The organism is Alicyclobacillus kakegawensis NBRC 103104 (assembly GCF_001552655.1).
Lineage (GTDB): Bacteria > Bacillota > Bacilli > Alicyclobacillales > Alicyclobacillaceae > Alicyclobacillus_G > Alicyclobacillus_G kakegawensis.
Genome location: NZ_BCRP01000030.1, coordinates 1 through 26471 on the forward strand (window position 1 = coordinate 1; position 26471 = coordinate 26471).

Annotated in this window: 19 protein-coding genes, 13 tRNA genes and 1 riboswitch; of the genes, 28 read left to right on the forward strand and 4 right to left on the reverse strand. The window is 59.8% G+C overall.

All coding sequences use genetic code 11. The features are described from left to right. Positions 1-55: 55 nt before the first annotated feature. The 3 genes from AK2_RS14795 to AK2_RS14805 all read left to right on the forward strand — a co-directional run bounded on the left by AK2_RS14795 (position 56) and on the right by AK2_RS14805 (position 2001). A tRNA-Asp gene (locus AK2_RS14795) sits at positions 56-132 on the forward strand. A 3-nt stretch (positions 133-135) separates the two neighbouring features. Beyond that, positions 136-212: transfer RNA gene (locus AK2_RS14800), tRNA-Ile, on the forward strand. A gap of 361 nt (positions 213-573) precedes the next feature. After that, a complete protein-coding gene (locus AK2_RS14805; RefSeq protein WP_067936303.1) occupies positions 574-2001 on the forward strand; it encodes an NAD(P)/FAD-dependent oxidoreductase in 1428 nt (475 codons plus the stop codon). Here the strand turns inward: AK2_RS14805 and mscL are convergent. Further along, positions 1985-2542: a large conductance mechanosensitive channel protein MscL gene (mscL, locus tag AK2_RS14810; protein WP_083521268.1), complete on the reverse strand. Its 558-nt coding sequence runs from the start codon at positions 2540-2542 to the stop codon at positions 1985-1987. The two genes, AK2_RS14805 and mscL, sit on opposite strands and share 17 nt — an antisense overlap. Before the next feature lie 272 nt (positions 2543-2814). On the opposite strand from mscL, the gene AK2_RS14815 reads away from it, so the two are divergent. The 12 genes from AK2_RS14815 to AK2_RS14870 all read left to right on the forward strand — a co-directional run bounded on the left by AK2_RS14815 (position 2815) and on the right by AK2_RS14870 (position 6155). Further along, a tRNA-Arg gene (locus AK2_RS14815) sits at positions 2815-2891 on the forward strand. 2 nt (positions 2892-2893) lie between these two features. After that, positions 2894-2976: transfer RNA gene (locus tag AK2_RS14820), tRNA-Leu, on the forward strand. Between the two features lie 4 nt (positions 2977-2980). Beyond that, positions 2981-3056: transfer RNA gene (locus AK2_RS14825), tRNA-Ala, on the forward strand. Positions 3057-3059: 3 nt separating this feature from the next. Further along, a tRNA-Asn gene (locus AK2_RS14830) sits at positions 3060-3134 on the forward strand. 60 nt (positions 3135-3194) lie between these two features. Further along, positions 3195-3269: transfer RNA gene (locus AK2_RS14835), tRNA-Glu, on the forward strand. Beyond that, a tRNA-Val gene (locus AK2_RS14840) sits at positions 3270-3344 on the forward strand. It begins immediately after the preceding tRNA gene. Positions 3345-3369: 25 nt separating this feature from the next. Then, positions 3370-3445, forward strand: a tRNA-Met gene (locus tag AK2_RS14845). Positions 3446-3449: 4 nt separating this feature from the next. After that, positions 3450-3526, forward strand: a tRNA-Asp gene (locus AK2_RS14850). A 3-nt stretch (positions 3527-3529) separates the two neighbouring features. Next, positions 3530-3606, forward strand: a tRNA-Ile gene (locus AK2_RS14855). A gap of 236 nt (positions 3607-3842) precedes the next feature. Continuing rightward, a complete protein-coding gene (locus tag AK2_RS14860) occupies positions 3843-4445 on the forward strand; it encodes an anthranilate synthase component II (RefSeq protein ID WP_067936307.1) in 603 nt (200 codons plus the stop codon). Continuing rightward, on the forward strand, positions 4442-6001 hold the full coding sequence (locus tag AK2_RS14865) for an anthranilate synthase component I family protein (protein ID WP_067936311.1): 1560 nt from the start codon (positions 4442-4444) through the stop codon (positions 5999-6001). Before AK2_RS14860 ends, AK2_RS14865 begins: the two co-directional genes overlap by 4 nt. Positions 6002-6080: 79 nt before the next feature. Beyond that, positions 6081-6155 (forward strand) — tRNA-Arg (locus AK2_RS14870). 103 nt (positions 6156-6258) lie between these two features. Here the strand turns inward: AK2_RS14870 and AK2_RS16965 are convergent. Then, complete coding sequence (locus AK2_RS16965; protein ID WP_157076371.1) at positions 6259-6417, reverse strand: hypothetical protein; 159 nt, start codon at positions 6415-6417, stop codon at positions 6259-6261. Between the two features lie 323 nt (positions 6418-6740). Beyond that, positions 6741-6932 carry a hypothetical protein gene (locus AK2_RS14875; RefSeq protein ID WP_067936314.1) on the reverse strand — a complete coding sequence of 64 codons (192 nt, stop codon included), beginning with the start codon at positions 6930-6932 and terminating at the stop codon, positions 6741-6743. Positions 6933-7081: 149 nt separating this feature from the next. Between AK2_RS14875 and argC the strand changes: the two genes are divergently transcribed. The 3 genes from argC to AK2_RS14890 are packed head-to-tail and all read left to right on the forward strand — an operon-like array spanning position 7082 to position 10129. Then, positions 7082-8131, forward strand: coding sequence for an N-acetyl-gamma-glutamyl-phosphate reductase (gene argC / locus AK2_RS14880; RefSeq protein WP_067936318.1), 1050 nt, complete (start codon positions 7082-7084; stop codon positions 8129-8131). Between the two features lie 29 nt (positions 8132-8160). Beyond that, positions 8161-8955 carry an acetylglutamate kinase gene (gene argB, locus AK2_RS14885; RefSeq protein WP_169794807.1) on the forward strand — a complete coding sequence of 265 codons (795 nt, stop codon included), beginning with the start codon at positions 8161-8163 and terminating at the stop codon, positions 8953-8955. Positions 8956-8968: 13 nt separating this feature from the next. Further along, the gene (locus AK2_RS14890) at positions 8969-10129 is read left to right on the forward strand and encodes an aspartate aminotransferase family protein (protein WP_067936325.1); all 1161 of its coding nucleotides are present in this window, start codon (positions 8969-8971) and stop codon (positions 10127-10129) included. 61 nt (positions 10130-10190) lie between these two features. On the opposite strand, the gene AK2_RS14895 is transcribed toward AK2_RS14890, so the two are convergent. Next, positions 10191-10685: an N-acetyltransferase gene (locus tag AK2_RS14895; RefSeq protein ID WP_067936328.1), complete on the reverse strand. Its 495-nt coding sequence runs from the start codon at positions 10683-10685 to the stop codon at positions 10191-10193. Between the two features lie 278 nt (positions 10686-10963). Between AK2_RS14895 and AK2_RS14900 the strand changes: the two genes are divergently transcribed. The 10 genes from AK2_RS14900 (at position 10964) to AK2_RS14945 (ending at position 26468) form a co-directional block, all read left to right on the forward strand. Then, positions 10964-15550 carry a glutamate synthase-related protein gene (locus AK2_RS14900; protein WP_369406156.1) on the forward strand — a complete coding sequence of 1529 codons (4587 nt, stop codon included), beginning with the start codon at positions 10964-10966 and terminating at the stop codon, positions 15548-15550. 262 nt (positions 15551-15812) lie between these two features. Then, positions 15813-16880 (forward strand): ornithine carbamoyltransferase, encoded by a 1068-nt coding sequence (gene argF / locus AK2_RS14905; protein WP_439645117.1) that lies wholly within the window; start codon positions 15813-15815, stop codon positions 16878-16880. Between the two features lie 2 nt (positions 16881-16882). After that, complete coding sequence (locus tag AK2_RS14910; protein WP_067936336.1) at positions 16883-18175, forward strand: argininosuccinate synthase; 1293 nt, start codon at positions 16883-16885, stop codon at positions 18173-18175. After that, a complete protein-coding gene (argH, locus tag AK2_RS14915) occupies positions 18172-19599 on the forward strand; it encodes an argininosuccinate lyase (protein ID WP_067936340.1) in 1428 nt (475 codons plus the stop codon). The genes AK2_RS14910 and argH overlap by 4 nt, the downstream gene beginning before the upstream one ends. Before the next feature lie 37 nt (positions 19600-19636). Beyond that, the gene (locus AK2_RS14920) at positions 19637-20908 is read left to right on the forward strand and encodes an aspartate kinase (protein ID WP_067936343.1); all 1272 of its coding nucleotides are present in this window, start codon (positions 19637-19639) and stop codon (positions 20906-20908) included. A gap of 238 nt (positions 20909-21146) precedes the next feature. After that, complete coding sequence (gene fdhD, locus AK2_RS14925; RefSeq protein ID WP_245632939.1) at positions 21147-21941, forward strand: formate dehydrogenase accessory sulfurtransferase FdhD; 795 nt, start codon at positions 21147-21149, stop codon at positions 21939-21941. Between the two features lie 120 nt (positions 21942-22061). Then, positions 22062-22142: riboswitch (ZMP/ZTP riboswitch) on the forward strand. Between the two features lie 55 nt (positions 22143-22197). Next, positions 22198-23781, forward strand: a complete 1584-nt coding sequence (serA, locus tag AK2_RS14930) for a phosphoglycerate dehydrogenase (RefSeq protein ID WP_067936351.1) — start codon at positions 22198-22200, stop codon at positions 23779-23781. A 53-nt stretch (positions 23782-23834) separates the two neighbouring features. After that, positions 23835-24950: a 3-phosphoserine/phosphohydroxythreonine transaminase gene (serC, locus tag AK2_RS14935; protein ID WP_245632940.1), complete on the forward strand. Its 1116-nt coding sequence runs from the start codon at positions 23835-23837 to the stop codon at positions 24948-24950. Positions 24951-25055: 105 nt separating this feature from the next. Further along, positions 25056-26228, forward strand: coding sequence for an HAD family hydrolase (locus AK2_RS14940; RefSeq protein WP_067936356.1), 1173 nt, complete (start codon positions 25056-25058; stop codon positions 26226-26228). 145 nt (positions 26229-26373) lie between these two features. After that, a tRNA-Ser gene (locus AK2_RS14945) sits at positions 26374-26468 on the forward strand. Positions 26469-26471 lie beyond the last annotated feature (3 nt).

Here is a 26471-nt window from a genome sequence, read left to right on the forward strand (position 1 = left end):
GTCTTCATACCCGTTCTTCTGGTGTTCTTACGAGGGATATGAGGCGGTTGAACTCGGAGCTGTGGTGTAGAGGCCTAACATGCCTGCCTGTCACGCAGGAGAACGCGGGTTCGAATCCCGTCAGCTCCGCCATTTGGGCCCATAGCTCAGCTGGCTAGAGCGCACGACTGATAATCGTGAGGTCAGAGGTTCAAGTCCTCTTGGGCCCACCAAAGTGAACCGACAAGAGCGGAAGGACCCTTGCGCTGCAGGGGTTCTTCCGCTCTTTTCAGTCCTCTTTCTTATCCGCCAGTGGCAAGACATTAACCGTCAAGGTGCTCCCTGTGCGGCTTGTCATTCCAGAGATAACACAAGAATGACACAGCAATCCCTTTCATGAGGCATAACTTTCCTGAAATCCCCATATGGTCGATCAAGATGATTTCTTGCGGCCAATAGGCATAAAAGGGGTATAATCCGGGGTGTAGATACGAACGATCTCATAACTTGTCATATTAAATGTTCGGATTGCGCATAGCGGGGAGATATGGGGGGCACCCGCATCTGTTCCGAAATTCATCAGGGAGGCTTGTCATGTCCAGCAAGCAGTACGACGTTGTCATCATTGGGGCAGGTCCCGCAGGCCTGTACGCGGCTTACGAATTCACGCGAAAAGCGCCCGGTGCCAAGGTTCTTTTGATTGACAAAGGGGTAGAGGCCCGATATCGCCATTGTCCCATCATGGAGGGCAAGATTGACAAGTGCCCGCCGGCGAACAGGATCAAAACCTACGCCAGTTGTTGGCCCGCCTGCGGGGTTATCAACGGGGCCGGTGGCGCAGGCAGCTTCAGTGACGGCAAGTTTAACATCACTTCCGAGTTTGGCGGCTATCTGACTGAGTATTTGCCATCCTCCGAGGTTCTGCAGTTGATTCATTATGTGGATGAGATCAATCTCCGCCACGGCGCGCCGAAAACCATTACAGATCCTACGACACCGGCTGTGGCCCGCATCGAACGCAAGGCGATTGGCGCCGGTTTGAAACTGTTACGGGCGCGCGTTCGCCACATCGGGACGGACAAAAACCTCGAACTCATGAAGAGTATCTTCGATTACCTGTCCCAACACGTGGAACTGAGGTTTCGAACGTTCGTCGAAGACTTCTGGATTGAGGATGGCAAGATACGGGGCGTGTGCCTGCGCGACGGGGAACGAATCGGGGCACGATTTGTGTTGGCAGCTCCCGGCCGGGACGGATCGACGTGGTTGTCGGAACGGTTTCGCCGACACAAGCTGCGGATGAGCAACAATCAGGTGGACATTGGGGTGCGCGTGGAAACGTCCAACGTGGTCATGCAGGAGATCAACGAGCACCTCTATGAAGGCAAATTCATTTTTAATTCTCCGTCCACGGGTCTGCGTGTGCGCACATTTTGCAGCAATCCCTCCGGTCACGTTGTGGTGGAAAATCATACTGGCGTGATGGCTGCCAACGGGCACGCCTACAAAGACCCTGCGCTGGGGAGCGAGAATACCAATTTTGCGCTGTTGGTCAGCCACAGGTTTACCGATCCGTTCGATCGCCCGAACGAGTTCGCCAAACAGATCTGCCGCCATGCCAATGAACTGTCGAATGGCTCCATTATCGTGCAGCGTTATGGGGATATCCTGAAAGGACGCCGCAGCACCCCGGAACGAATCCGAGAAGGCTTTGTTGAACCGACATTGAAGGAGGCGGTTCCAGGGGACCTGGGTCTGGTGCTGCCTTACAAGACGATGGTTGCGCTGCAGGAGATGATGGAGGCTCTGGACCATGTGACGCCGGGGGTGGCCAGCGAGCACACATTGTTTTACGGTGTCGAGGCGAAGTTTTACGCGGCGCGAGCGGAAGTGGACGCGACACTGCAGACCAAGGTGGACGGGTTATACTGCGCAGGCGACGGACCCGGGATTTCGCGCGGGATTTCTCAGGCTGCCAGCAGCGGAGTGTATGCGGCCCGCCACATCATTTCTCGCTTGTAGATTTTTCGTATCGCCGAGGCGCGACCGAGTGATGGCGACGGACGGGCTCTTGGGAGCCCACGATGACGACGGGCGCCTCCCGCCCGCCATGGTCGTTCGAATTGTCAGCACGCGATGACAAATTGGACGTGCAGTATGGGCAACGTATGGCGTGAACCGGGATGTTCGACCTGCAATAGGGACACAGTTTGGTCGCTGGCAGGGAGCCACGCGGGCGCCCAGAGGCGTGCAACTGTCGCACCAGCAAATAGACGATGACGGATACCAAGAGAAAATTCAGCACAGTGTTGATGAACGCCCCATAGTTGATGGTGGCCGCTCCTGCGGCTTGGGCCTGGGGAAGACTGTGATAGTGGCCGCCGCCGAGGTTGAGAAACAGGTCCCGGAAATCGACGTGGCCAAGCAGCAGGCCGATAGGTGGAGTGATGATGTCGTTGACAAAAGAATCGATGATGCGCCCAAAGGCGGTGCCAATCACGACACCCACGGCCCAATCCAAGACGTTGGGGCTCGTCATGAACCGTTTGAAGTCTTCCCACATGCCTGACCCTCCTTGTCCGCTTGTCTTGATTGTATGAGCCGATCCGGGCGTTCTATGAACTGGTGTGGCAAGTCGGAGATGGCAAAATCGAACGGGAATTATGGATGTGAGTCCGACCCTTGCACAGGCCGAGGCGACTGTGTTATAAAAATGATGTCCCCGCCGGACGGGGACGGCGACAGACAAGCCGAAACGGACGATGTGCTTGCAGGTTCCGTCGGAATCTGGTACAATAAAGGGCGTCGCTGATACAGCGACAGCCAAAAATGTGAGTGCCCGTAGCTCAGCTGGATAGAGTGCTTGACTACGAATCAAGAGGTCGGGAGTTCGAATCTCTCCGGGCACGCCAGTGCCGAAGTGGCGGAATTGGCAGACGCACACGACTCAAAATCGTGCGGGAAACCGTGCCGGTTCGAGTCCGGCCTTCGGCACCAACGTGGGGCTATAGCTCAGTTGGGAGAGCGCTAGAATCGCACTCTAGAGGCCAGCGGTTCGAATCCGCTTAGCTCCACCACATTCCTCGATAGCTCAGCGGTAGAGCATCCGGCTGTTAACCGGAGGGTCGTAGGTTCGAATCCTACTCGGGGAGCCAAATTTGATTATGGCGTGCCGGACGGAGCCTGTTCATGAGGTTCGGGCGTTCCTGATAAAAGGCCCCATGGTCAAGCGGTTAAGACACCGCCCTTTCACGGCGGTAACGGGGGTTCGAGTCCCCCTGGGGTCACCAGGGCGGTTAGCTCAGCGGGAGAGCACTCGCCTCACACGCGAGGGGTCGGCAGTTCGATCCTGCCACCGCCCACCAGGTTTCCATTTGAATAGTTGACTGCCGCGGGGTGGAGCAGTTGGCAGCTCGTCGGGCTCATAACCCGAAGGTCGCAGGTTCAAGTCCTGCCCCCGCAACCAATATGGAGCTGTGGTGTAGAGGCCTAACATGCCTGCCTGTCACGCAGGAGAACGCGGGTTCGAATCCCGTCAGCTCCGCCACTGGGGCCTATAGCTCAGCCGGCTAGAGCGCACGACTGATAATCGTGAGGTCAGAGGTTCAAGTCCTCTTAGGCCCACCAAGCGGAGTCCGGGAGAGGGCTCTTTTTTTATGTCTTTTATGTCCGCGCCAGGGGTGCGCCTTCCGGTTGACAGGAGTTCGGCCATGCGGGTAAGCTGGGGATGAGATGAGCCGAGATGAGTTGAGCTGCGTCCTTGTGCCTGCCGGCCACCGAGTTGTTCGGCCGGCGAGGATATGCACAGCTCCGGCTGTGATTTTTTTTATGGGCCCAGCTCTGAGATGAGAGGAGGAATGATGATGGTACTAGTGATTGACAATTATGATTCCTTTACCTTCAATCTCGTGCAGTATCTGGGTGAACTCGGCGCCGATGTCTTCGTGTTGCGTAACCATGAGCCGCTCTCGAAGCTGATCTCGTTGCGCCCCGAGGCCTTGGTGGTCTCTCCTGGGCCTTGCTCGCCCAAGGAGGCCGGTGTGTCGGTCGAGGCGATACGGTATTTTGCCGGCCGTATCCCGGTGCTTGGTGTTTGCTTGGGCCATCAGTCCTTGGCGGCCGCGTTTGGTGGACACATCGTGCGGGCGGCCGAAGTCCGGCACGGAAAGACTTCGCTCATCTCGCATGATGATGACCCTCTGTTTTCCGGGGTTCCGAATCCTTTTCTCGCCACCCGCTACCACTCTCTAATTGTGGACAGGGAGTCCTTGCCTGCAGACTTTGCTGTCACTGCGTGGACGGATAATCTCATCATGGGCTTGCGTCATTGCCCAACTGGGGCCGTTGGCGTTCAATTCCACCCAGAGTCCATATTGACCCAGCATGGGAAGACTATTTTGGGAAATTTTCTGCAAACGACATCCGCCGCTGCGGAAAGCTTTCCTGCGGGGGTGGCGCGTCCGTGAAGACACAGAGGCTTGTGGCGTACTCGGTCGATCCGTTTTATGCCTATGTTGATCTCGTCCGCACCCTCGGGGAAGGCCGCGCTTTCCTCTTGGACGCGGCGGCGGATGCGGACAAGCGATACGGGATGAGCCTCCTAGGCGCCCTGCCCATCCTGGAGATTCAAGCCAAGGATGGGCGGGTAGACGTGCTGGCGGTCAACGGACTACGGGAAGCCATGCGAGATCGACTAGTCGACCGTGGCTTTCAGCCGGAGTCACTGTCCGTCCCGCTGGCTCCCTCTGTGCTGGGGGAGGAACGGCTGTCCTACCGGCCGGCGGACGTCATGGAGTTGTTCGACGCGCTGCGGATGGATGCGGCCGATCTGGCTGGCACCGGCGACGCCCCCTTCTCTGTCGGCCTGTTGGGATACATGGGCTATGACGCGGTTCGCTACCTGGAGCGAATCCCCTATACGGTTGTGGATGATCGGAAGCTGCCCGATGTACGGTTTCAATGGCACGCGATGATGCTGAGGTTTGACGGCGGCCAGCTGGCTGTATCGGATTGCCTGGATACCGTACAAGGCTTGTTGGATGACGCGGTGTACCAGGAGTTAAGTGAATCGGTCGCGTGGGTCCGGAGCCGGGTGGAGTCCTGGCTGGAGTGTCCGCCGCGCTTGACCGAGGCGGACGTCCGTTTGGACGTGGCCGCGCTGTCGGGACCCACGCGTGTATATGAGGACATGGCGCGGACGGACTACGAAGAGGCCGTACGCAGAGCCGTCGAGTATATCCGAGCCGGGGATGTATTCCAGGTGGTTCCGTCGCGTCGGGTACGCATTGATAAACAGGTCCACCATTACGCAGCGTACGATGCGCTGCGACGTCTGAATCCGTCTCCGTACATGTTTATGGTGGAGTATCCTTCATATCGGCTGTTCGGCGCAAGCCCCGAGGTACAGTTCCGAGCCCTGAACCGGTGGGCGGAAATGAAGCCTATTGCCGGGACATCGAAAGGCCGCGGCCGCACCCAGGAGGAGGATGAGCGGCTTCGCCAGCAGCTTCTGGCCGACGAAAAAGAACGGGCCGAACATGTGATGCTGGTTGACCTGTGCCGCAACGATCTGGGCCGGGTGTGCGAGGTGGGGAGTGTCGCCGTGAACAACCTGTTGGACGTGGAGGCGTATTCGCACCTGCTGCACCTGGTCTCGACGGTGCGGGGGCGCATCCGGCCGGAGGTGAGCATTTTTCATGCACTGCTCGCCACGTTTCCCGCGGGTACCCTTTCTGGCGCCCCGAAAATCCGTGCTATGGAGATCATCGATGAACTGGAGGAGTTGGCCCGAGGTCCATACGGTGGCATGATTGGCATGGTCGACTTTGCGGGCAACGCGAATCTGGCCATATTCATCCGCAGCGTGGTCGAGTGGCAAGGGCAGTATCACGTGCAGGTAGGGGCGGGCATTGTCGCGGACAGCATTCCCACCGAGGAATGGCGCGAGACCGGCCGCAAGGCGGGAGCCATCCTTGATGTCCTGACGGCCCATGGACAGACGTTGTCGACCATCCATTCCTGAGTTTGGTGGGGCGAGGCGCGGGCGGCTGGACGGGTATTGCATGTGGTTATTACTTGTGCTATATTAAGTCCTGTCGCTTGCGCCTATAGCTCAGGGGATAGAGCACCGGTCTCCGGAACCGGGTGCCCAGGTTCGAATCCTGGTAGGCGCACCATTCATCGAGGGCTGGGGATTCCTGTCGAGGAATCCCCAGTTTTTTATGTCACTCTGGCGCCTCCGGATCCGATGTCTGAAGCCGGATGGCCGGAGTGGCGAGCCTAGCTGCTGCGCCGGAGGCTGTTTTCGGGAAACTGCTTCGCCATCGCCGCCACGACAAGTTTTTGGCGTTGAACTTCGACGATGCACAACGGGCATTTCTGGGAGCCATAAAACCCACATTGTTGGCACAGGGCGTTCAGGATGGTCGGTTCGTTCACTGGTATCTCTCCGTCATCTTTCTCAGATTCTCTCGACCACGCTTCACATGGTCCGCTTGGTGTCTGACACACACTTGTCTATTCAATCACATCCATCCGCGCATGGCGAGAGTGAAGATTGTCGAAGGGGATCGATCTTGAAACTCTGTCATAATTCCGACACAAGTGTCGCAGAACGCAATTTGGGCGCCGCTTATGGGCGCCCAAATTGCAGCTTGTCGATACCCGTCGCGTGCATTCAGGCCGCAGCCGCTGTTGTGCGGTGGGGGCAGAGTGTGGCCGTCGGATGCCGTCGGAGAACCGTGGCGTCCGACTGCTGACTGTCAGGGACTGGAGCTTTCGTGCCCGTACCCGTCATGCCAGGTGGTATAATATCCGTCCGTGTCGTGATAAGTGGCCATTGCGGGTCCGGCCGCGGCATAGGTCCCGGCGGCCGGGACGAACAAGAAGAACAGGACGAAGATGATCAAAAATACGACTGCCCATCGAGTGTATCCGCCAAACACGCCATACATCAGGATCTCCTCCTTTCGAGATATCTCATCTCATGATGGGACATCCGTCCGGCGGTACGGACATTCGTGGAAATCACAAACGTCTGGCCATCCTGGCGTCTCTTGTGGTATTCTGCATATAAATGCACGAATGGGGATGAATATGCCGGATGAACAGGGATAAGGTGCGCGTCGGCGTAATCGGAGCAACCGGCTATTCCGGCGTTGAATTGATGCGCATCCTTTCGCAGCACCCGCATGTGGTTATCACCTATGTGGCGGGTAATCACCACGAAGAGCGGGCACTGTCGCTGGAGCATCCGTATCTGCCCGGTTTCTCCAACCTGACCATGGAAACTTACCAGCCGGAGATTGCCATCGAGCGCTGTGACGCGCTGTTTGTGGCGCTGCCGTCCGGGCGCTCTGGCGAGATCGCCGGCGAATTGTGGAGAGCCGGAAAAGTGGTCATTGACCTGTCCGGAGACCTGCGTCTGCCGGGCGCTCTGTACGAGCAATGGTATGCCCACCCGGCGGTTCGGCAGGAATTGGTGGATCATGCGGTGTACGGGCTGACCGAGTGGCGGCGCGATCTCGTCCGGCAGGCCACCTTGGTAGCCAATCCAGGGTGTTACGCGACCGCTGTACTTCTGGCTCTGCTCCCACTATATGCTGCGAATTTAGTCCCGCCAGAGCAACCTCTTATCGTCGACGCCAAATCCGGTGTGTCTGGAGCGGGGCGCAAGGCCACCGCTGCATCCATGCTGGCGGAACTAGGGGAAAACTTCTATGCGTATAAGGTGGGGCAGCACCAGCACACCCCGGAGATCGAAAGCCAATTGGCCCAGGCGGGGTTTCGTGGGCGTTTGTTGCTGACTACTCAGCTGTTGCCCTGCACACGCGGGATCTTCGTCAGTGCTTACATACAGCCGCAGTCCCCGATTGACGATGCGGACGTCCAGGCGGCCTTTCTCAATCGCTACCGTGACGAGCCGTTCATCACCGTGCATGCGCCTGGGGAGTACCCACAGCTCAAACACGTTCGCGGCAGCAACCGTTGCCACATCGGCTATCGCATGGACGCGCGCACAGGTGTGCTGCAAGTTTTTTCCGTGTTGGACAATCTGCAAAAAGGGGCAGCAGGTCAGGCTGTGCAAAACTTCAACGTGATGCACGGGTTTGCTGAAGGCGAAGCGTTGGCAGGATTGCCTGTATATCCCTAGAGATGGATGGGCGCGAGGAGGGAATGGCGTTGGCTGCATGGGTTGTCATCAAAGTGGGAGGTTCTCTCCAGGGCGCCCACGCGGACGTCGTCGTGGCGGCGATCCGTCAGGCGCGCGCGGTCGGGCGCCAGGTGGCCGTTGTCCACGGCGGCGGTCCGCGCATCAGTGAACGTTTGCGCCAAGCGGGCATCGAACAGCCATTTATTCAAGGACAGCGGTTGACTACAGAGGCGGGGGTGCGAATTGTCGAACAGGTCTTGGCCCGTGAAATCAATCCCGAACTGGTGGCGGCTCTGCGCCAGCAGGGGGTGGACGCTGTCGGGATTGCGGGCTGTGACGGTGTCTTGTTTGCAGAGCCGTGGCCGGGCCTGGTCCGTACAGGCCGCATATGCGCCGTCGACGCGACGAGGCTCGGCACCAGTGCGGCCGCTGGGTATGTTCCGGTGCTGGCTCCGGTGGCCACCGATGAGCAAGGGCTCCGTTACAATGTCAATGCTGATGGAGCCGCGGCCGCCGTGGCCATGGAGCTGAAGGCGGAGAGAATCGTCTTCTTCACAGATGTGCCTGGGATATACAGCGATTTCGCGAACGGCGAACGGTTGGTGGATACGACCGTCGCCGAGCTGCAGCGGCTGATGACGGATGGTAGTTTTGAGGCCGGGATGATTCCAAAGGTGCGCGCGCTGTGCGAGGCCCTGAGCGCCGGTGTCGGGAGCGGGTTCGTGATCAAGGGGGATGCCCGCCCGGCAGCCGAAGCTGCGGTAACCTACCCAGGAGAAAAGATCTGGGTGGACGAACACGGTACGCGGGTGCGCGCGTCGTAGCGAGGTGGAAACCATGATCGAGAAAGGGCAAGACCAACAGGCGGCGCACTCGGCGCTGATGGGGAATTACGGGCAGCCGCCCATCACGGCCGTGCGCGGTCAAGGGGCCTATTTATACGACGACAAAGGCGTGGCTTACCTGGATTTTACGGCTGGCATCGCCGTCTGCAATCTGGGTCACGCTGATCCGGGTGTGACGCGTGCGCTTCAGGAACAAGCGGAAACTCTGGTGCATTGCTCCAACCTCTATGCGCACCCTCTGCGCGAACGGTTGGCGGCGCGTCTTGCCGGACTCGCACAACTCGACGCCGTGTTTTTTTGTAATTCAGGTGCGGAGGCGAACGAGGCGGCCATTAAGTTGGCCCGTCGCAGCGCATGGCAAAACTATGGAGCCGACAAACACGTGATTGTGTCACTGCCAAACGGATTTCATGGGCGGACGCTGGGCGCACTGTCGGTCACGCCGAAACCAGCGTATCACGAAGGCTACGCGCCGCTGTTGCCAGGGTGCCGCACGCCAGCGGACCTGGAGGGAGTGCTGAACGCCATTGCACCCGATACGGCTGCGTGCATCGTCGAGATCATCCAAGGCGAAGGCGGTCTACGGGTGCTGCCGGCGGACCTGTTGCAATCCATTCAGGCCCGTTGCCGTGAGGTGGGGGCCCTGCTGATTGTCGATGAAGTGCAGACCGGTGTGGGACGCACCGGGACATTCTTCGCTTTTGAACAGGTGGGTCTGGAGCCGGATATTGTGACGATGGCCAAAGGATTGGCGAACGGGGTTCCGATAGGGGCGGTGCTGGCTCGGAGGGAAGTGGCCGCCGCGTTCACGCCCGGTTCGCACGGTTCCACCTTTGGCGGCAACCCGCTGGCCATGGCGGCCGCCAACGCGGTGCTGGATCGAGTGCTGGAAGCGGGCTTTCTCGAGCGAGTGAAAGAAGTCGGAGATTACTTGCAGAGCCGCCTGCGGGAACGCTTTGCCAACGTGTCTGGGCGCGGTTTGATGTGGGGCGTGGATGTGCCCGACGCCCGCGAATTCGTTGGCAAGGCCCTGGCCGCAGGGGTGTTGCTGACAGCCGTCGGGCCGACGAGGGTCCGTCTCGTGCCACCGCTCATCATCGGTGAGCGGCACGTGGACGAACTGTTCGAGCGACTGCAAGCCGCGGCCCTCTGAGGAAGACAAGCGGCCCGTCCTGTTGCCGGCGGTATCCGGCGATTGGGATGGGTCGCAAATTTTATGCGTGTGCAGCCGAGGCTGCGTTGAATTTTCCGCGCACTTTGGTATAATAAAGCATGGCCGTCTCGTCGCATTGGTGGAATTTCCGACAATAGATGCAATCCGTCCAAATTTTGTGCGGCAGCGTCTCCTTCGCCACAATGTGAAACCCCAGTTTGTCAAAGAATGCAGTTTGATATGTCAGTGACAGAACCTGTTCAATGTGAAGGGTCGTCGCCTGTTCAAGCAAGGATTCAACAAGTCTGCGGCCGATGCCTTGCCCATGCTGCTCCGGCTCGACCGCGAGCGACCGGATTTCCGCGAGGTCTTTCCACAGGATATGCAGACCCGCCGTTCCGACGACTTGCCCAGACAATTCCGCCACTGCGAAGCATTGGAGGTTTTCATAGAGCGATTTTTCCGTGCGCGGCAACATCAAACCTTCGCGAGCGAAGTGGTTGATAAGCCGGTGCATAGCTGGGACGTCGTCGACGGTTGCCTTGCGAACCAGCACGGCAGGTCACCCTTTCCAACGGTCAAACCGCTCCGGGACTGGAGCGGAGGGAGCAAAGTAAGCAAAGTAAGTACCTAATTTTATAACACGATATAGAATCATTATGCAATATGTTGTATATTTAATCTATCGGTTTTACGAGTGGGCTGAAGGTGGAGGAAAGTCACGTCAGTGGCCGCTGGTCGATGTTTGCGGGGACGAGTGGAGAGACGTCACGCACCCGGGCCCGGCCGAAGAGAGAACCGTCCGAACGAGGCGGAGCAACGGGAAGAAAGGAAGTGACGCAGTTGGACTTGAACGCTTTGACAATGGATGTCCATCGGGAGCACGACGCGTGTGGGATTTTCGCGCGCATAGAGAAAGCAGGGAAGCCCAGTAATAAGCCACTGAAAGCTGGTTTGGAGGCGCTCAAGGCACTGCGTCACCGGGCTGGATACGTGGACGGGCGCGGTGACGGGTGCGGCTTGCTGTTGGATATCCCGCGCGATCTGTGGCGGCGCAGGTTGGCGGCGGCCGGACGGGATGTCCAGTGGGCCTATGACGAACATTTTGTGGTGGGGCATTTCTTCCTGGAGGCAGCGGGTGACGAACTGGATCGTTTGGCCAACGTGATCGAGACGAAACTTATGGAAGCGGGCATCGCGCCGCTGCTGTGCCGGCGTCACGCGGCTGTACCTGCAGAAAAGGCTGAACAGCCGCCGCTGCGCCCCGCGTTTCTGCAGATTGCGGGCCTCGGGGTGTCGGTGACGGATGCCGACTGTTACCGTCTGACCACGCAGTTGGAAGCGATGGCAGAGGTTCATGTCCTCTCCCTGGGCCGCAGCAGTGTCGTCTACAAGGTGGTCGGAGATGCGGACGACCTGGTCACTGCCTATGACGACTTGGCCGATGTCAACTGCGCATCGTCCTTTGTGCTCGGACATACCCGGTTTTCAACCAACACCACCACGACGCCGTCGCGCGTGCAGCCGTTTTCCCTCCTGGGGCACAACGGGGAGATCAATACCATCGCCCGCTTCTATGAGGAAGGGGCCATGATAGGCATTCAGATTGACCCGGCCTTCAGCGATTCCCAGATGGTCAACAGCGTTCTTCACCACTTGGTCGCCGACCAAGGGTGGAGCCTGTTTGCCGCGATGGAACTGCTTTTTCCGCCAATTTTGAACGAGATCAAGCAGTTGCCAGACGATTTGACGGATATGTACATGTATTTTCGCTCGATGTGGGGACCGTTTGCTCAGGGGCCCGCGGCCATCATGGCGAGATTCGGCGAGGAAGCGGTCTTCTCGGTGGATGCCTTGGGCCTGCGGCCGATGTGGCTGGTGGAGACAGAAGACGCCTATTGTTTCAGTTCGGAACAGGGGATTATTCCCACTACCTACTGGGTTGCCGATCCGCTGCCTCTGGCGCCAGGTGAAAAGATGGGCATCCGCATGTCCCCGGCCGGAGCCCGGCTGTACCGTCACAAAGAGATCCGGCGTGAAGTGTTGAGTCAGATGAAGGACCGTTACAGCTTCATCGGCGCTGGCAAGAGCGTTCATTTCACGGGGCCCTATCAGGAGCATGCCGATATCGCCCCTCGCCCCGAGGACGCGAAGCCACTGTCGCTGCGAACGGCGGCTCACGGGTGGCGGGAAGACGATTTCAAATGGCTGGAATTCGAAACCCAGACGGGTGCGGAACCCATCAAATCGCTAGGTTACGATGGGCCGTTGCCAGCCTTGGACGATGGTCCGCGCGCATTGTCCGATTTTTTGCAAGAGACCGTGGCGGTGGTCACCAATCCGGCGATTGATCGTGAGCGTGAGGTGGAACACTTCAGCACGCGTTCCGTGTTGGGGCGCCGCCCCTCTCTGGCCGGTGATTACCAGGACGCGCCGCGCATTGAGGTGCAGTCGCCGCTGTTGCTGGAGGCGCTGCCGGAACGATTGGGGATTGATCAGGAAGAGCTGCAGGTCTTATCCCACCGTTTGGGGACGCTGTGCTATGAAAACGTGTTGGCGGCCCTGCGCACCAGCGTGAACGGGACGGCAGAGATTCTCATCCATCGGAACGAAGGAGAGTCGATTGGCGAGGCTCTGCAGAGGTTCCATCACGAGGCGCTGGAGGCAGTGCAGGCAGGGGCCAACGTCATTGTCCTGGATGATAGGGCGCAGTTCCGCCGTGGCGCGTATATCGATCCGTTTCTGGTCGTGGCCGCGGTGCACAAATCGTTGTTGCGCCCGGCTGCCAGCGGCCGCGGCGAACATCTGCGCCGGCGTTGCAGTCTGATTCTGCGCAGCGGCGGGATCCGCAACCTGCACGATGTGATGTGCGCCCTCGGTCTTGGCGCCGATGCGGTCAACCCGTATCTGATGTGGGAGGTTGCAGCGGAGCGCAGCGGTGTGCAGGGGTTGGAGAATCTGTATCACGCTCTGTGCAAGGGCATCGAAAAGGTCATTTCAACCATCGGCATTCACGAGCTGCGCGGCTATGAGCGGCTGTTTGGCGCCATTGGATTGGCCTCGGAAGTAGCCGATATTCTCGGCGTCCCCAATTTCTGCGGCGGCGAGTCTGCCGGTTATGGCTTCGCCAACATGGAGGCTGACGCCAAGTTGCGCCAGGAGATCTACGATGCGGAGGATGGGAAGACGAAGCGTCGGCGCGCCTTCCAATTGTATCCGCGGATCTGGAAAGCGGCCGGACTTGTCGGGATGGGTTTGGCCGAGTACGACTCCTTCCACGACAAGCTGCAGGAGTTCGAGCGGGAGAATCCTATCAATCTGAGACACGCCCTTCGGTTTGTCGAACAGCCGGACCCGGGTCTGAAGAGCGCCGAGCGCGTGGAGGACGTGGATACCACTATCGATGGCCACGCGTACCCGATTCTCATCAGCTCCATGTCGTTTGGCTCTCAGGGCGAAACGGTCTATCGGGCCTATGCCGAAGCTGCTTATCGCATGAACATTGTGGGCATGAACGGGGAAGGCGGAGAGATCAAGGACCTGCTCGACCGTTATCCGCGCCATCGCGGACGTCAGATTGCGTCCGGCCGGTTTGGCGTCAACGCGCTTCTGTGTAACAACGCGTACGTGTTAGAGATCAAGATTGGTCAGGGTGCCAAGCCGGGCGAAGGCGGTCACTTGCCAGGTTCGAAAGTGACGGAGCAGGTTGCCAATGCCCGCAACGCATCACCTGGCGTGGACCTGATTTCTCCGTCGAATAATCACGACATCTATTCAATTGAAGATTTGGCCCAGGTCATTCACGAGTTGAAAACCATCAACCCGCTGGCCAAGGTGGCCGTCAAGGTCCCTGTCGTTCCGAATATCGGCACCATCGCCGTGGGCATCGTCAAGGCCGGCGCCGACATCGTGGAACTGAGTGGGTTTGACGGCGGGACCGGCGCGGCCCGTGCGCACGCGATTCGGCACGTGGGGTTGCCAATGGAAATCGGGGTCAAGCGGGTCCACGAAGCCCTTTGCGCCGCGGGCCTGCGTGATCAGGCGGAGATCTGGGCGGATGGCGGCATGAAGTCTGGAACCGACGTGATGAAGGCGATCCTGCTCGGGGCCAACCGGGTCGGGTTTGCCACGATGGCGATGGTGGCCATCGGGTGTACGGCGTGCCGCGCCTGTCACAAAGACACCTGCCATGTCGGCATCGCGACGCAGATGACGACGATGGAGGAAGCCGCGGAAAAAGGCGTGAATTCGTTCAGTCCGCGTGAATTCGAGGCGGCTGTTGAGCACCTGGTGCGGTTCTTCACGGCCGTGGGCGAACATGTGCGCCGTTTGACCTATCAGCTGGGTGCCCAACGGACACAGGACTTGGTGGGGCGCAGCGACCTGCTGGAGCAGTGCGCGGCGTTTGAAAGCCTGGACCTGGCCGAACTGACACACTTTAACCGCGAGTATCTGGGCAGGGGCACTCGCATTCAGCCGCAAGCGCGCGCCACGTATACGGAGATGGTTACCGAGGTGAGTCAGCCGCTCGCTATTGCGGTGGGTGAAGAGACTCAGGTTGGGATGCCGGCTGGCCGCAGTGCACACGGGCGGCACGGACACCTGGCGTTGGTCGATGCCCAAGAGAGTCGGTTGGTGGTGGAGGCTCCGCGGGTTCTCTCGACCTATGAGAGCGGTGAAGCGGTGCGTCATCACCACCAGCCTGAGGGCCGCCGTGTGACGGTGTACCCGTACGTGGCCGGCAATGGGTTCGCCGCATACCATATGGCCGGGATGCACTCGGTCGCTTATGGAGGGGCGCAAGACGGCGTCGGCAAGGGAGCCTTTGGCGGAAGGATTGTCGTGCTGAAGCAGCAGGTAGCTGATGGGCGCTGGTTGGGCGGCTCTGTTGGAAAGGGATTGGCTTATGGGGCCCAGCATGGCGTGTTCATCGTCCAGAACCATGCCGACGCCCGCGCCGGGATCCGGCTTTCGGGGGCCGATATCGTCATCGGCGGGGAAGTCACCGAGCCTCTTGAGGATGAACAGGGCGACATCGCCACTCGGGCCAACATCAAAGGCTTTGGGTTCGAGTACATGACGGCTGGACGGGCCGTTGTCCTCGGTGATCCCGGTCCGTGGCTGTGTGCGGGCATGACCGGCGGATCCGTGTACGTGCGCCACGATCCTTCCGTCGGTTTGACCGAAGAGGCGTTGCGCCGGCGGATTGCCAAAGGCGCCAAGGTGGTCCTACAGACGTTGGATGCGCAGGGGGAAACCGATGTGACCGACCTGCTCCTGGTCTATCACAAGGAGCTGCGCGAGAGCGGGCAGACGGAGGCGGCGAAACGGTTGGTACCGTTGCTGATGCGCCCGAAGGAACATTTCCTGATGATCCGTCCCGGCAAGGATATCACAGACCAAAGCATCGCGACCGAATGACCAGTTACCCGTCCGGGTCTGGCCATCCTGCACAGGTAGCGGGGCAGCTGCGGCTGCCCCGCTTTTTTGTCGGGGCGCCAATCCCGACCATGTGAATGAACATACGGATGAAAGGATTTTTTTGCAGACCATCTTGATATCTATACATACACGTGTATAATAATACACATATTCGATAGGGAATGTCTTCGCGGACCCGCGAGGAACCGCCAGCCGCTCAAGCAGCAGTGCGGAACAACATCGCGAGGAAGGGGAATGCATGGTGTACGCGTGGAAGAGGGAGTCGAGCCCAATCGGTCTGGGGCAAGGAATTGAACCGCTGGGTGACGGGTATCTATCCGTCCGCTTGCAGACAGCGCTGATGGCTGCCCACCAGCGATTGCGAGGGCGCGACTTGCTGGACTTCAGCGATTACACCAGTGAAGATGTCCATGCCTTGTTGAAATTGTCGCTGCTGCTGAAGGAAGCCAAGAAGTCGCGGTTTCCGCATGCGGTTCTGGGGGGGCAGTCGCTCGCGTTGGTTTTTGACAAGGCCTCAACCCGTACCCGCATTTCTTTCGAGGTTGGCATGGCCCAATTGGGGGGGCACGCGCTGTTTATTCCGAGTCAGTCCACCCAGATGGGGCGTGGAGAGCCGATTGAGGATACAGCGCGTGTGCTGTCCCGCTATGTTGACGGGATCATGATCCGCACGTTTTCACACGCGGCGGTGCAGACCCTGGCGGAGTACGCCAGCGTCCCGGTCATCAACGGGTTGACGGATGAGCACCATCCGTGCCAGGCCTTGGCGGACGCCTTGACCATTTATGAACACACGGGGCGCATGCAGGGGATTACTGTCGCCTTCGTCGGGGACGGCAACAATATGGCTCACTCGTGGCTGCAATTGGCCCCGAAACTGGGCATGAACGTGCGTGTGGCCACGCCCCCGGGATACGGGCCCAGCCAGGAGGTTGTGGAGCAGGCGAAAAAAGACGCAGTGGCCAACCACTCGCAGGTGCTGGTCACCACCGATCCAGTCCGCGCGGTTGCCGGGGCGGATGTGATCATCACGGACGTGTGGGCCAGCATGGGCGACGAGGAAGAGGCTGAATTCCGGCGCATGGTGTTTTCGGATTACCAGGTGAACGCGGAACTCGTCGGCCACGCCAATCCTGAGTACATCTTTCTGCATTGCCTGCCGGCCCACCGGGGTGAGGAAGTCACTGCTGACATCATCGACGGGGAGCACTCCGTGATTTTTGACGAGGCGGAGAATCGACTGCATACACAAAAGGCTGTGTTGGCCGCCTTGATGGCAGATGCGGGTGCATTCGGGGAGGAGATGTGAGTATGGCGAAGAAATTGGTGCTCGCCTATTCGGGCGGATTGGATACGTCGGTCGCGATTGCCTGGCTGAAGGAGAAATACGGATATGATGTGGTGGCGATGTGCGTCGACGTCGGGGAAGGAAACGACCTGGACTTTGTCCAGAGAAAGGCGTTGCAGGTAGGGGCGGTCAAGTCGTACCGCATTGATTCCGTCGAGCGTTACGCTTCTCAATTCGTTTTGCCCGCGTTGAAGGCCAATGCCCTCTATGAAGGGAAGTACCCGTTGGCTTCCGCCCTCTCCCGGCCGCTTATCGCGCAGTTGCTGGTCGAGGTCGCCGCACAGGAGGGGGCCGAGGCTGTCGCGCACGGGTGCACAGGGAAAGGCAATGACCAGGTCCGGTTTGAGGTCTCGGTCAAGGCGCTCAATCCCCATCTGAAGGTGATTGCTCCCGTCCGCGAGTGGAATTGGACGCGCGATGAGGAGATCGCCTACGCGAAAGAGCACGGGATTCCGGTTCCGGTCACGCTCGACAACCCATTCAGCATCGATGCCAACCTGTGGGGACGCGCCATTGAATGCGGCGTGCTCGAGGATCCATGGGCGGAAGCCCCGGAGGAAGCGTTTGAATGGACCGTCAGCCCGGAGCAGGCGCCGGACGACCCGGAGTATGTGGAGATCTCGTTTGATGAAGGGGTGCCGGTGGCCCTGGGCGGCGAGGTCCTGCAGTTGGGTGAGCTTATCTGGCGGTTGAACCGGATTGCAGGGCGGCATGGGGTCGGACGCATTGACCACGTGGAGAATCGCTTGGTGGGCATCAAGTCGCGCGAGGTGTACGAATCGCCTGCGGGTCTGGTATTGGTCCAGGCGCACAAGGAATTGGAAGCCCTGACCCTGACGCGTGAGGTTGCGCAATACAAAGCCGGCGTCGAGTTGGAATACAGCAAGCTGATTTACAACGGGCTCTGGTTCTCCCCGCTCAAACAGGCCCTAGACGCCTTCATTCAGGAGACCCAGCGGGCTGTGACGGGAGTCGTGCGGGTCAAACTGTACAAGGGCGGTTTTCAGGTGGTCGGCCGCAAGTCCCCGTATTCGCTGTACCGGCATGACCTGGCCACCTATTCGGTCGGAGATGCGTTCGACCACCAGGCGGCGGTTGGCTTCATTGAGTTGTGGGGGATGCCGACCACGGTGCATGCGGGTGTCCATCAGCAGGGAGCGGAAGCGGCAAGCGTGCTGACGGACGTGCGCGTTTCGGCGTTGGAGAAGGACGAGGGTGCTGGCAAGCCGAGCGCCGTCGGGGAGGTCGTCGGATGAAGCTGTGGGGTGGGCGATTTACCGAGGATACAAATCGTCTGGTGGAACAGTACACGGCCTCCATTGGATTCGACAAACGGCTTGCTGAAGTGGATATTCGCGGCAGCATCGCCCACGCCCGCATGTTGGGAACGGCCGGTATCATCCCTCGGGATGATGCCGACCGTTTGGTTATGGGCTTATCCGAGTTGCTTGAGGAGGTTCACGCCGGCCGGATTGAGTTTCGTCTTGAGGACGAAGATATTCATATGAATGTGGAGCGCTTGTTACACGAGCGTCTAGGTCCGGTGGCCGGCAAGCTGCACACGGGGCGGAGCCGCAACGACCAGGTCGCGCTGGACATGCACTTGTATGTCAAAGAAGGCATTGAAGCGGTGATGGCCGGTGTCCGTTCGCTTCAGCAGGCACTGGTCGCGGCCAGCGAAAAACACTTTGGCGTCATCATTCCTGGCTATACGCACCTGCAGAGGGCGCAGCCAGTCCTCCTGTCGCACCACTTCTTGGCGTACTTCTGGATGTTGGAGCGCGACTTCTCGCGTTTTCAGGATGCGCTGGAGAGAACCGACATGATGCCCTTGGGTGCCGGGGCGCTGGCCGGCACGTCGTTTCCAGTCGACCGGGAGGCGGTGGCAAAGGAGTTGGGGTTCCGGCAGGTGTACGAGAACTCCTTGGATGCCGTGTCGGACAGGGATTATCTGGTCGAGTGCCTGGGCGCCTGCAGCCTCTTAATGATGCATCTGTCCCGTTTCTCAGAGGAGTTGATACTCTGGAGCAGTGACGAGTTTGGTTTCATCGAGTTGGCTGACGCGTATTGCACAGGGTCCAGCATGATGCCCCAGAAGAAGAATCCGGATGTACCCGAGCTGGTGCGGGGCAAGACGGGGCGAATGTACGGTCACCTTATGGGGCTCCTCACCGTTCTCAAGGGGCTTCCCCTGGCCTACAACAAGGACCTGCAGGAAGACAAGGAAGGCATCTTTGATGCGTTTGACACAGTGCTGCCTGCCCTCACGTTGTTCACAGGCATGATTGAGAGCCTGCGGCTGCGGCCGGATCGGATTGAAGCGGCCCTGGCCCGGGACTTCTCCAACGCAACGGATGCGGCCGACTACTTGGTGCGAAAAGGGGTGCCGTTCCGCGACGCGCACGCGGTGGTGGGACGTCTGGTGCTGACGGCCGTGCAGCAGGGGAAGAACTTGTCGACCTTGCCCTTCGAAGAATATCAAAAGGCGTGCCCCGAATTTGAACCGGACATTTATGAAGTGATTCGCATAGAAAACATTGTGGCAGCGAGAGCGGTACGAGGCGGGACAGGGCACGAGGCCGTGCGCCGTCAATTGGAGCGCGCCAAACAGCGGCTGCGTGTCGGCCTCTTGCCACAAGGCAGTGAATCCAGTAAAGTGCTAGATAAAGATAGAGAGTGACGGCTTGGTCTTTCCACAGTTCGGGGAGTGGAGAAACGTGCTGATTGTGCAGAAATACGGGGGCACCTCGGTCGGCAGTGTGGAACGCATAGAGGCGGTGGCGGACCGGGTTTGCAGAACGGTGGCGGCAGGCAACCAGTGTGTTGTGGTGGTCTCCGCGATGGGAGACACCACAGATGACTTGCTGGCGCTGGCCCACAGCGTGTCAGAACGGCCGGACGCGCGAGAACTGGACGCGCTTTTGGCCACCGGTGAGCAGGTTTCGGCTGCGCTGTTGGCGATGGCCTTGCAGAAGCGCGGTGTGAAAGCCAGATCCTTTTCCGGATGGCAGGCGGGGATACAGACCGAAGCCAACCATGGATCGGCGAGAATGACGGAGATCCGTTGCGATGGCCTACAGTCGGCACTGAATGCGGGGGTGATCCCCGTGGTCACCGGGTTCCAGGGCATTTCCGGAACGGATGTTACGACGTTGGGCCGTGGTGGATCCGATACGACAGCCGTGGCGGTGGCGGCTGTCTTGCATGCCGACCTATGTGAAATTTATACAGATGTGGATGGGATATACACATCCGATCCACGGGTGGTGCCGCACGCTCGCAAACTGGCGGCCATATCCTATGACGAGATGTTGGAGTTGGCGACGCTCGGTGCCCAGGTCCTGCATCCCAGGGCGGTGGAGAACGCCAAAAAGTACGGCGTGCCCCTGGTTGTAAGGTCCAGCTTTTCGGAGGAAGAAGGAACGCAGGTGATGGAGACGGTGCAAGGTTTAGAGACGCAGCAATTGGTGACGGGCGTCGCGTTTGAACGCCAGGTCGCCAGGGTGACTGTGATTGGTGTGCCGCTCCCGCGGCATGGCATCGCTACCGTGTTTTCCACATTGGCCGAGGCCAGCGTCAATGTCGATGTCATTGTGCAGAGCGTGGTCGCTGCCGACAAGGTGGATGTGTCGTTCACGGTCAAGGAGGATGACGCCGCTCTTGCTGTGGAGATGGTGAGCGCCCTTAAGCCCACTTTGGGGTTTGACGACGTCGTCTGTGAAACCGGCCTGGCCAAGGTGTCAATTGTCGGGGCGGGGATGATCAGCAACCCGGGTGTCGCTGCCACGATGTTTCGGACATTGGCCGCGGCCGACATTCCGCTGAAGATGGTCAGTACGTCGGAGATGAAGGTGTCCTGCATCATTCCGGCGGAGCAGCTGGAGTTGGCAGCTGGCCGCCTGCATGAGGTGTTTCTCGAGCAACCCCAATCCGGAGAAATGAGCGTCGAGTCCCGGGCGGGGTTGGTGGGCACTGAGTCTTTCCGGTAGAATCCCCTTGCAGCAGGGCCGACGAATCGACGAAGTCGCCGGATGGCATCGATGATGGGGTGCGTCCGTGCGACTTCTTTGCTTGCGTCCTGCGTGTCAAATGGGGCCGGTTAAATGGGGTGGCGGTCCTGTCGGCTCCCGTTTCTCAGGCGGTGAATCGCGGCGGTTTCGACGTCTTTGCCAACACTTGCGCGCATACGAAAGTTCAGGGATAATCGGTCGAGAGGGGTGGTTGACGGTGAGCCACGGTCTGCCGTTGTCCGTGCGACGGCCGGCGCTCCACTACGAGGCTGGGGATTGTCAGCCGGTCGAAGAGTCGGTGGCAACGGAGTACGCGTTGACAATTTACGTAAACGATCAGGAAATGGCGACAGTCGTTTGTACTCCTGAGCATATGGATGACCTCGTCCTGGGCTTTCTCGCCTCCGAAGGGATTGTTCGTTCCGTGGACCAGGTTGTCGATCTGGTGGTCAATTCGCGTACCGGAACAGCCCGTGTTCACACCACCAATCTCGTCAATTTCAACCAAGCGTTTTTCAACAAGCGGTACATCGGCTCGTGCTGCGGGAAGGGGCGGCAGTCCTTCTATTTCTACAATGACGCGCATACCGCCCGCTGGGTGGATGATGATGTGGTGCTGGATCCGCCAACGGTGTTGCAGTTGGTGGACCGTATGGACGCCATGGCGGACCTGTTTCATCTGACTGGCGGCGTACATATGGCCTGCCTGGCGGACATCGAGGGCAACGTAATGGCGCGGACGGACATTGGGCGTCACAACGCCCTGGACAAGTTGCACGGGTATTGTCTGCGTCACCACATTTCCCGGGCCGGTCGCGTCGTCACTTTCAGTGGCCGCGTTTCGTCCGAGGTCCTGCTCAAGGTGGCCAAGATGGGGATCGGCATTGTGCTGGCCCGGTCCGCCCCCACATCGTTGGCGCTGGACATCGCGCAGGAGCTGAATATCACCGTGGTGGGCTTTGTCCGGAACGGAACCTTCAACATCTACACCCACCCATGGCGCATCCGGTAAGAGACCGGATCAGCATCCGTTTGCACGAAGGAATATTGATTAGAAATCGCTTACATCAAGAAGAGGGATTGACAGGGCCTGCGGCACATCTGTATTTTTAAAGAAAACCCAATAGACAAGACTGTATCGCATGACTGGCGGATGTAGAGGAGTACCTCGGAGGAGTGCGATACACATATGCCGGCCGCCTGGGCACCCTAGTGGAAGGATTAGGAGTGTTCAGACGGCTGTTTTCGAATCCGGGAGGGAGAGACGCATGAAAGTCCTGGTTGCCGACGATGTGGCGGAGGTGGGCCTGCAACAACTGCGGGAGCGAGGGGACATCGAGGTCTGTGTGCAAACTGGTTTGTCAGAGGACGACTTGTGCCAGGCCGTCAGGGATGCAGACGCCTTGATTGTCCGTTCGCAGACCAAGGTCACAGCAAGGGTATTGGAAGCTGCAGCGCAACTGAAAGTGGTCGGCCGAGCCGGGGTCGGTGTCGACAACATCGACGTCGAGGCCGCCACCCGCAGGGGCGTGGTGGTCATCAACGCCCCGGACGGCAATACCATTTCCGCCTGTGAACACACGCTCGCGATGCTGATGGCGATGGCGCGCCGCATCCCGGACGCCCATCAGTCGATGCGGCAAGGCCGATGGGACCGCAAGGCCTACGTGGGCGTGGAGTTGTCCGGCAAGACGTTGGCCATTATCGGGCTCGGGCGCATCGGCCGGGAGGTGGCCAAACGCGCGCAGGCTTTCAACATGAACGTCGTGTGTTATGATCCCTTCCTCAGCCGTGAGCGTGCGCAGGAATTGGGCATCACGAGCCTGCCATTGAACGATGCCCTGGCGCAGGCGGATTTTGTCACGGTCCATACCCCCTTGACGCGCGACACGCGGCACCTTCTGGGACCCGAACAATTTGCCAACATGAAGCCGGGGGTGCGTATTGTCCACTGCGCGCGCGGCGGCGTGATCGATGAACAGGCGCTGGTCGCGGCCCTGCGTGACGGGCGGGTCGCGGCTGCCGCTTTGGACGTCTTTGAACAGGAACCCCTCCCGGATGGCCATCCGCTGCGGAGCTTGGAAAACGTGATTCTCACCCCCCACCTCGGCGCCTCGACGGTGGAGGCGCAGGTCAATGTGGCGATCTCGGTGGCGGCTGAAATTGCCGATATCTTGAGCGGCCTGCCGGCCAAGAATGCGGTCAATCTGCCGGCGCTCAGCGTCGAGCAGGAGGCGCACCTGCGCCCGTATCTGACGCTTGCCGAGAAATTGGGGACCTTGGCCGGGCAGTTGTACACGGGGGCGCTCTCGCACTTGGAAATCACGTACGGCGGCGAGTTGGGCGAGGTGGCCAGCGAGTTTGTCTGCCGGACCTTGCTCAAAGGGCTGTTGAGCAGCCGGTACGGTGAGGAGGTCAACTACGTCAACGCGCGTTTTTTGGCGGAGATGGACGGCCTCTCCCTGCGTGAGGTGCGCCAGACCAAGTCGAAGGTCTTCACCAACCTGTTGACTCTGGCTGTGACCGTGGACGGGGTGCGTCACACAGTGGCGGGCACGGTTTACAACGGCCTCGGACCGCGGCTGGTGGAGATAGACGGCTATCCTTTGGATGCGGAGCCGCAACCCAGGATGCTGTTCACCCGCCACGTTGATCAGCCGGGGATGATTGGACGCATCGGGACACTGCTCGGGGAAGCGGACATCAACATTGCATCGATGCAGGTAGGGCGGCGCGAATCCGGAGGTGAGGCGGTGATGCTGCTGGCCGTGGACAAGGTGGTGCCGGACAGCGTGCTGGCCGAAGTCCGCCGCATGTCCGGGATTCAGCAGGTCAGCACCATCCGTCTTTAAATGAGCGACGTGGGCCAGGGAGCGCGTATACTGAATTAGGGGCGATGAAGACCATGACCGTACCTATGGTAGAGAAGCAGAGAGCCGGACGGATTGACAACTTTGGCGCGGGGCCGGCCGCGCTGCCCGAATCGGTTCTGCTGAAGATGCAAGAAGAACTCCTCAACTACGAGGGCACCGGGATGTCCGTGCTAGAGATCAGCCACCGCAGCGACGCCTACAACCACTTGCAGGCGGCCGCTGAGCAACGGCTGCGGCGGTTGCTGGCCATTCCGGACGGTTATCGGGTATTGTACCTGCAGGGCGGCGCCAGCCTGCAATTCGCCATGATTGCGCAAAACTTTATCTCCGACGGCCAGACCGGTGCCTATGTGCTGACCGGATTGTGGTCCGAAAAGGCGCATCAGGAGGCCGGACGGGTGGCGCCGGTACGAATTGCCGCCAGCACGAAGGACGATGGCTACCGTCGGTTGCCGGATCCAGCAGAGATTCACGTGGAGGACACAGACGCGTACGTGCACTTCACGTCCAACAACACCATCATCGGTTCGCAGTGGCCCTCGATCCCGGTGCTTGGCCGACCGCTAGTCGTGGACATGTCGAGCGACATCCTGTCCCGCCCCATTCCTGTTGGAGACTACCATCTCATCTACGCGGGCGCCCAGAAAAACTTGGGTGTCGCCGGTCTCACGGTGGTCATCGTGAAAGAGGAGTGGCTGAATCGGCACCCGGGGACGCACCTGCCCAAAATCCTGGCCTACCAAACGCATGCGGCGGCTGATTCCCGTTACAACACGCCGCCTGTCTTCGCCGTTTACGCGCTGGAAAAGGTGCTGGAGTGGGCGGAGGAGCAAGGAGGTGTGGCCGGCCTGGCGGAACGCAACCGCAAGAAGGCGGATATGTTGTACACTGTGATTGACGAGAGCGATGGGTTCTACCGGGGTGTGGTCGATCCGGCCGCGCGGTCGCAGATGAATGTGACCTTCCGCTTGGCTGACGACCAATTGACCCGCGAGTTCATCTCTGCCGCGAAACAGGCCGGCATGTCGGGGTTGGGCGGTCATCGCTCGGTCGGCGGCTGCCGCGTATCGCTCTACAATGCGGTGGAGCCCGAGGCCTGCGCACGCTTGTGCGATTTTATGCGGGAATTCGCCAAACGACACGGGTAGTCCTGCAAGGCGCGCCCTGCATCTGACTGGATGAGGGGGTGGGCCACGCCGAGGTGCTGGTTGTGTGCCTGCGCTTGCCTTTGTGGATGGAACGGGAGGAGTCACGTGTACGACTGGATCTTGTTTGACATCGATGGGGTCATGCTCAGTGAAGAGCGTTATTTTGACGCGTCGGCCTTGGCCATCTATGAGCTGTTGGCCAGTCCTCGGTATCTGCGTCTGACCTTCACAGGAATGCGGGAGTTGGACGTGCGACCGGACGACGAGACGGTGAGGGAGATTCGCGCCCGCGTGTTCCATGACGACGAATTCCTGCGGTTTATTAAAGGGCGTGGCGTCAACGCGAATTGGGACATGGTGTACCTGCAGTTCGTCGCCGTGCTGGCGGCCGTAGCCGACAGCTTACCTGCAAAGACGCGCCAGGCCTGGCTGCCCCGGGAGTTGCCGGCGACCAGCGTGGACGGCGCAACGGCGACGCTCAACGCGACGGACCGGCGTCGAGCCCTGGTGGAGGGCATGCGCCAGTTTGTCGCCGCGGCGCCGATATTGACCGGGGATGTCTTCCGGAACTATGCTCGTCTATTCGAGGATTGCCAAGGCAAGGACGACCTGTTTTCCGTCTGCCGGCGTGTGTTGGAGCCGATACTCGGGGACGCGGCGCAGGCGCTGTGGGATTTGGGGAAAGATGTATTTCAAGAGTGGTATCTGGGTGATGCCTACGCAGGTCCGGCCTGGCATGGGCAACCTACCGGCAAGATCGGCTACCTTGAGCAGGAGCGGCCCGTGGTTCCCCCTGACGAATTTCGCCAGCTGTTGGACGATGTGCTGAGCAAGGGGCTGCAAATTGGCATCGCCACGGGACGGCCGCGCCTGGAAACAGAGGTGCCCTTGCGCTCCTTTGATTGGTTGTCCCGATTTGACCGGAACCGCATCACCACGGCGAGCGAGGTGCTGGAGGCGCAAGCCTTGCGACCGGGCCAGCCTCTCTCAAAGCCGCATCCGTTTTCCTACCTGCGCAGCTATCTGGGCACAACTGACCTGGCGGCCGTGTTGGACGCGCCCCTGCCGCTGCCGCCGTCCGCAGGCCGGCGGGTGTTGATTGTCGGCGACTCGGTGGCTGATGCGTTGGCCGCGCGTGCAATGGGTTGCCACTTTGCGGCCGTCTTGACCGGGTTGGAAGGTGCAGCCGCGCGGGAATTGTTCGCGTCGCTCGACTGTAACTACGTGCTCGACAACGTCCTTGAGTTGAAGCAGGTTTTGGCTGCGGCGGTGAAGTAGCGCTGCAGCCGCTACGGTTTCTGCGTCCGGGCGGATCTACCGCCGCCCGGTTGGCGCGAGCCTCTTGGGACATGGGTTGCGCAAGCGGCCGGATCGTGCTAAGATAACTCTCGCCGGTGCAATTGGCTTGTTTGCCGCATTTTGTGGAGAGATGTCCGAGTTGGTCGAAGGAGCACGACTGGAAATCGTGTAGGCGGGCTTAAACTCGCCTCGAGGGTTCGAATCCCTCTCTCTCCGCCAGTT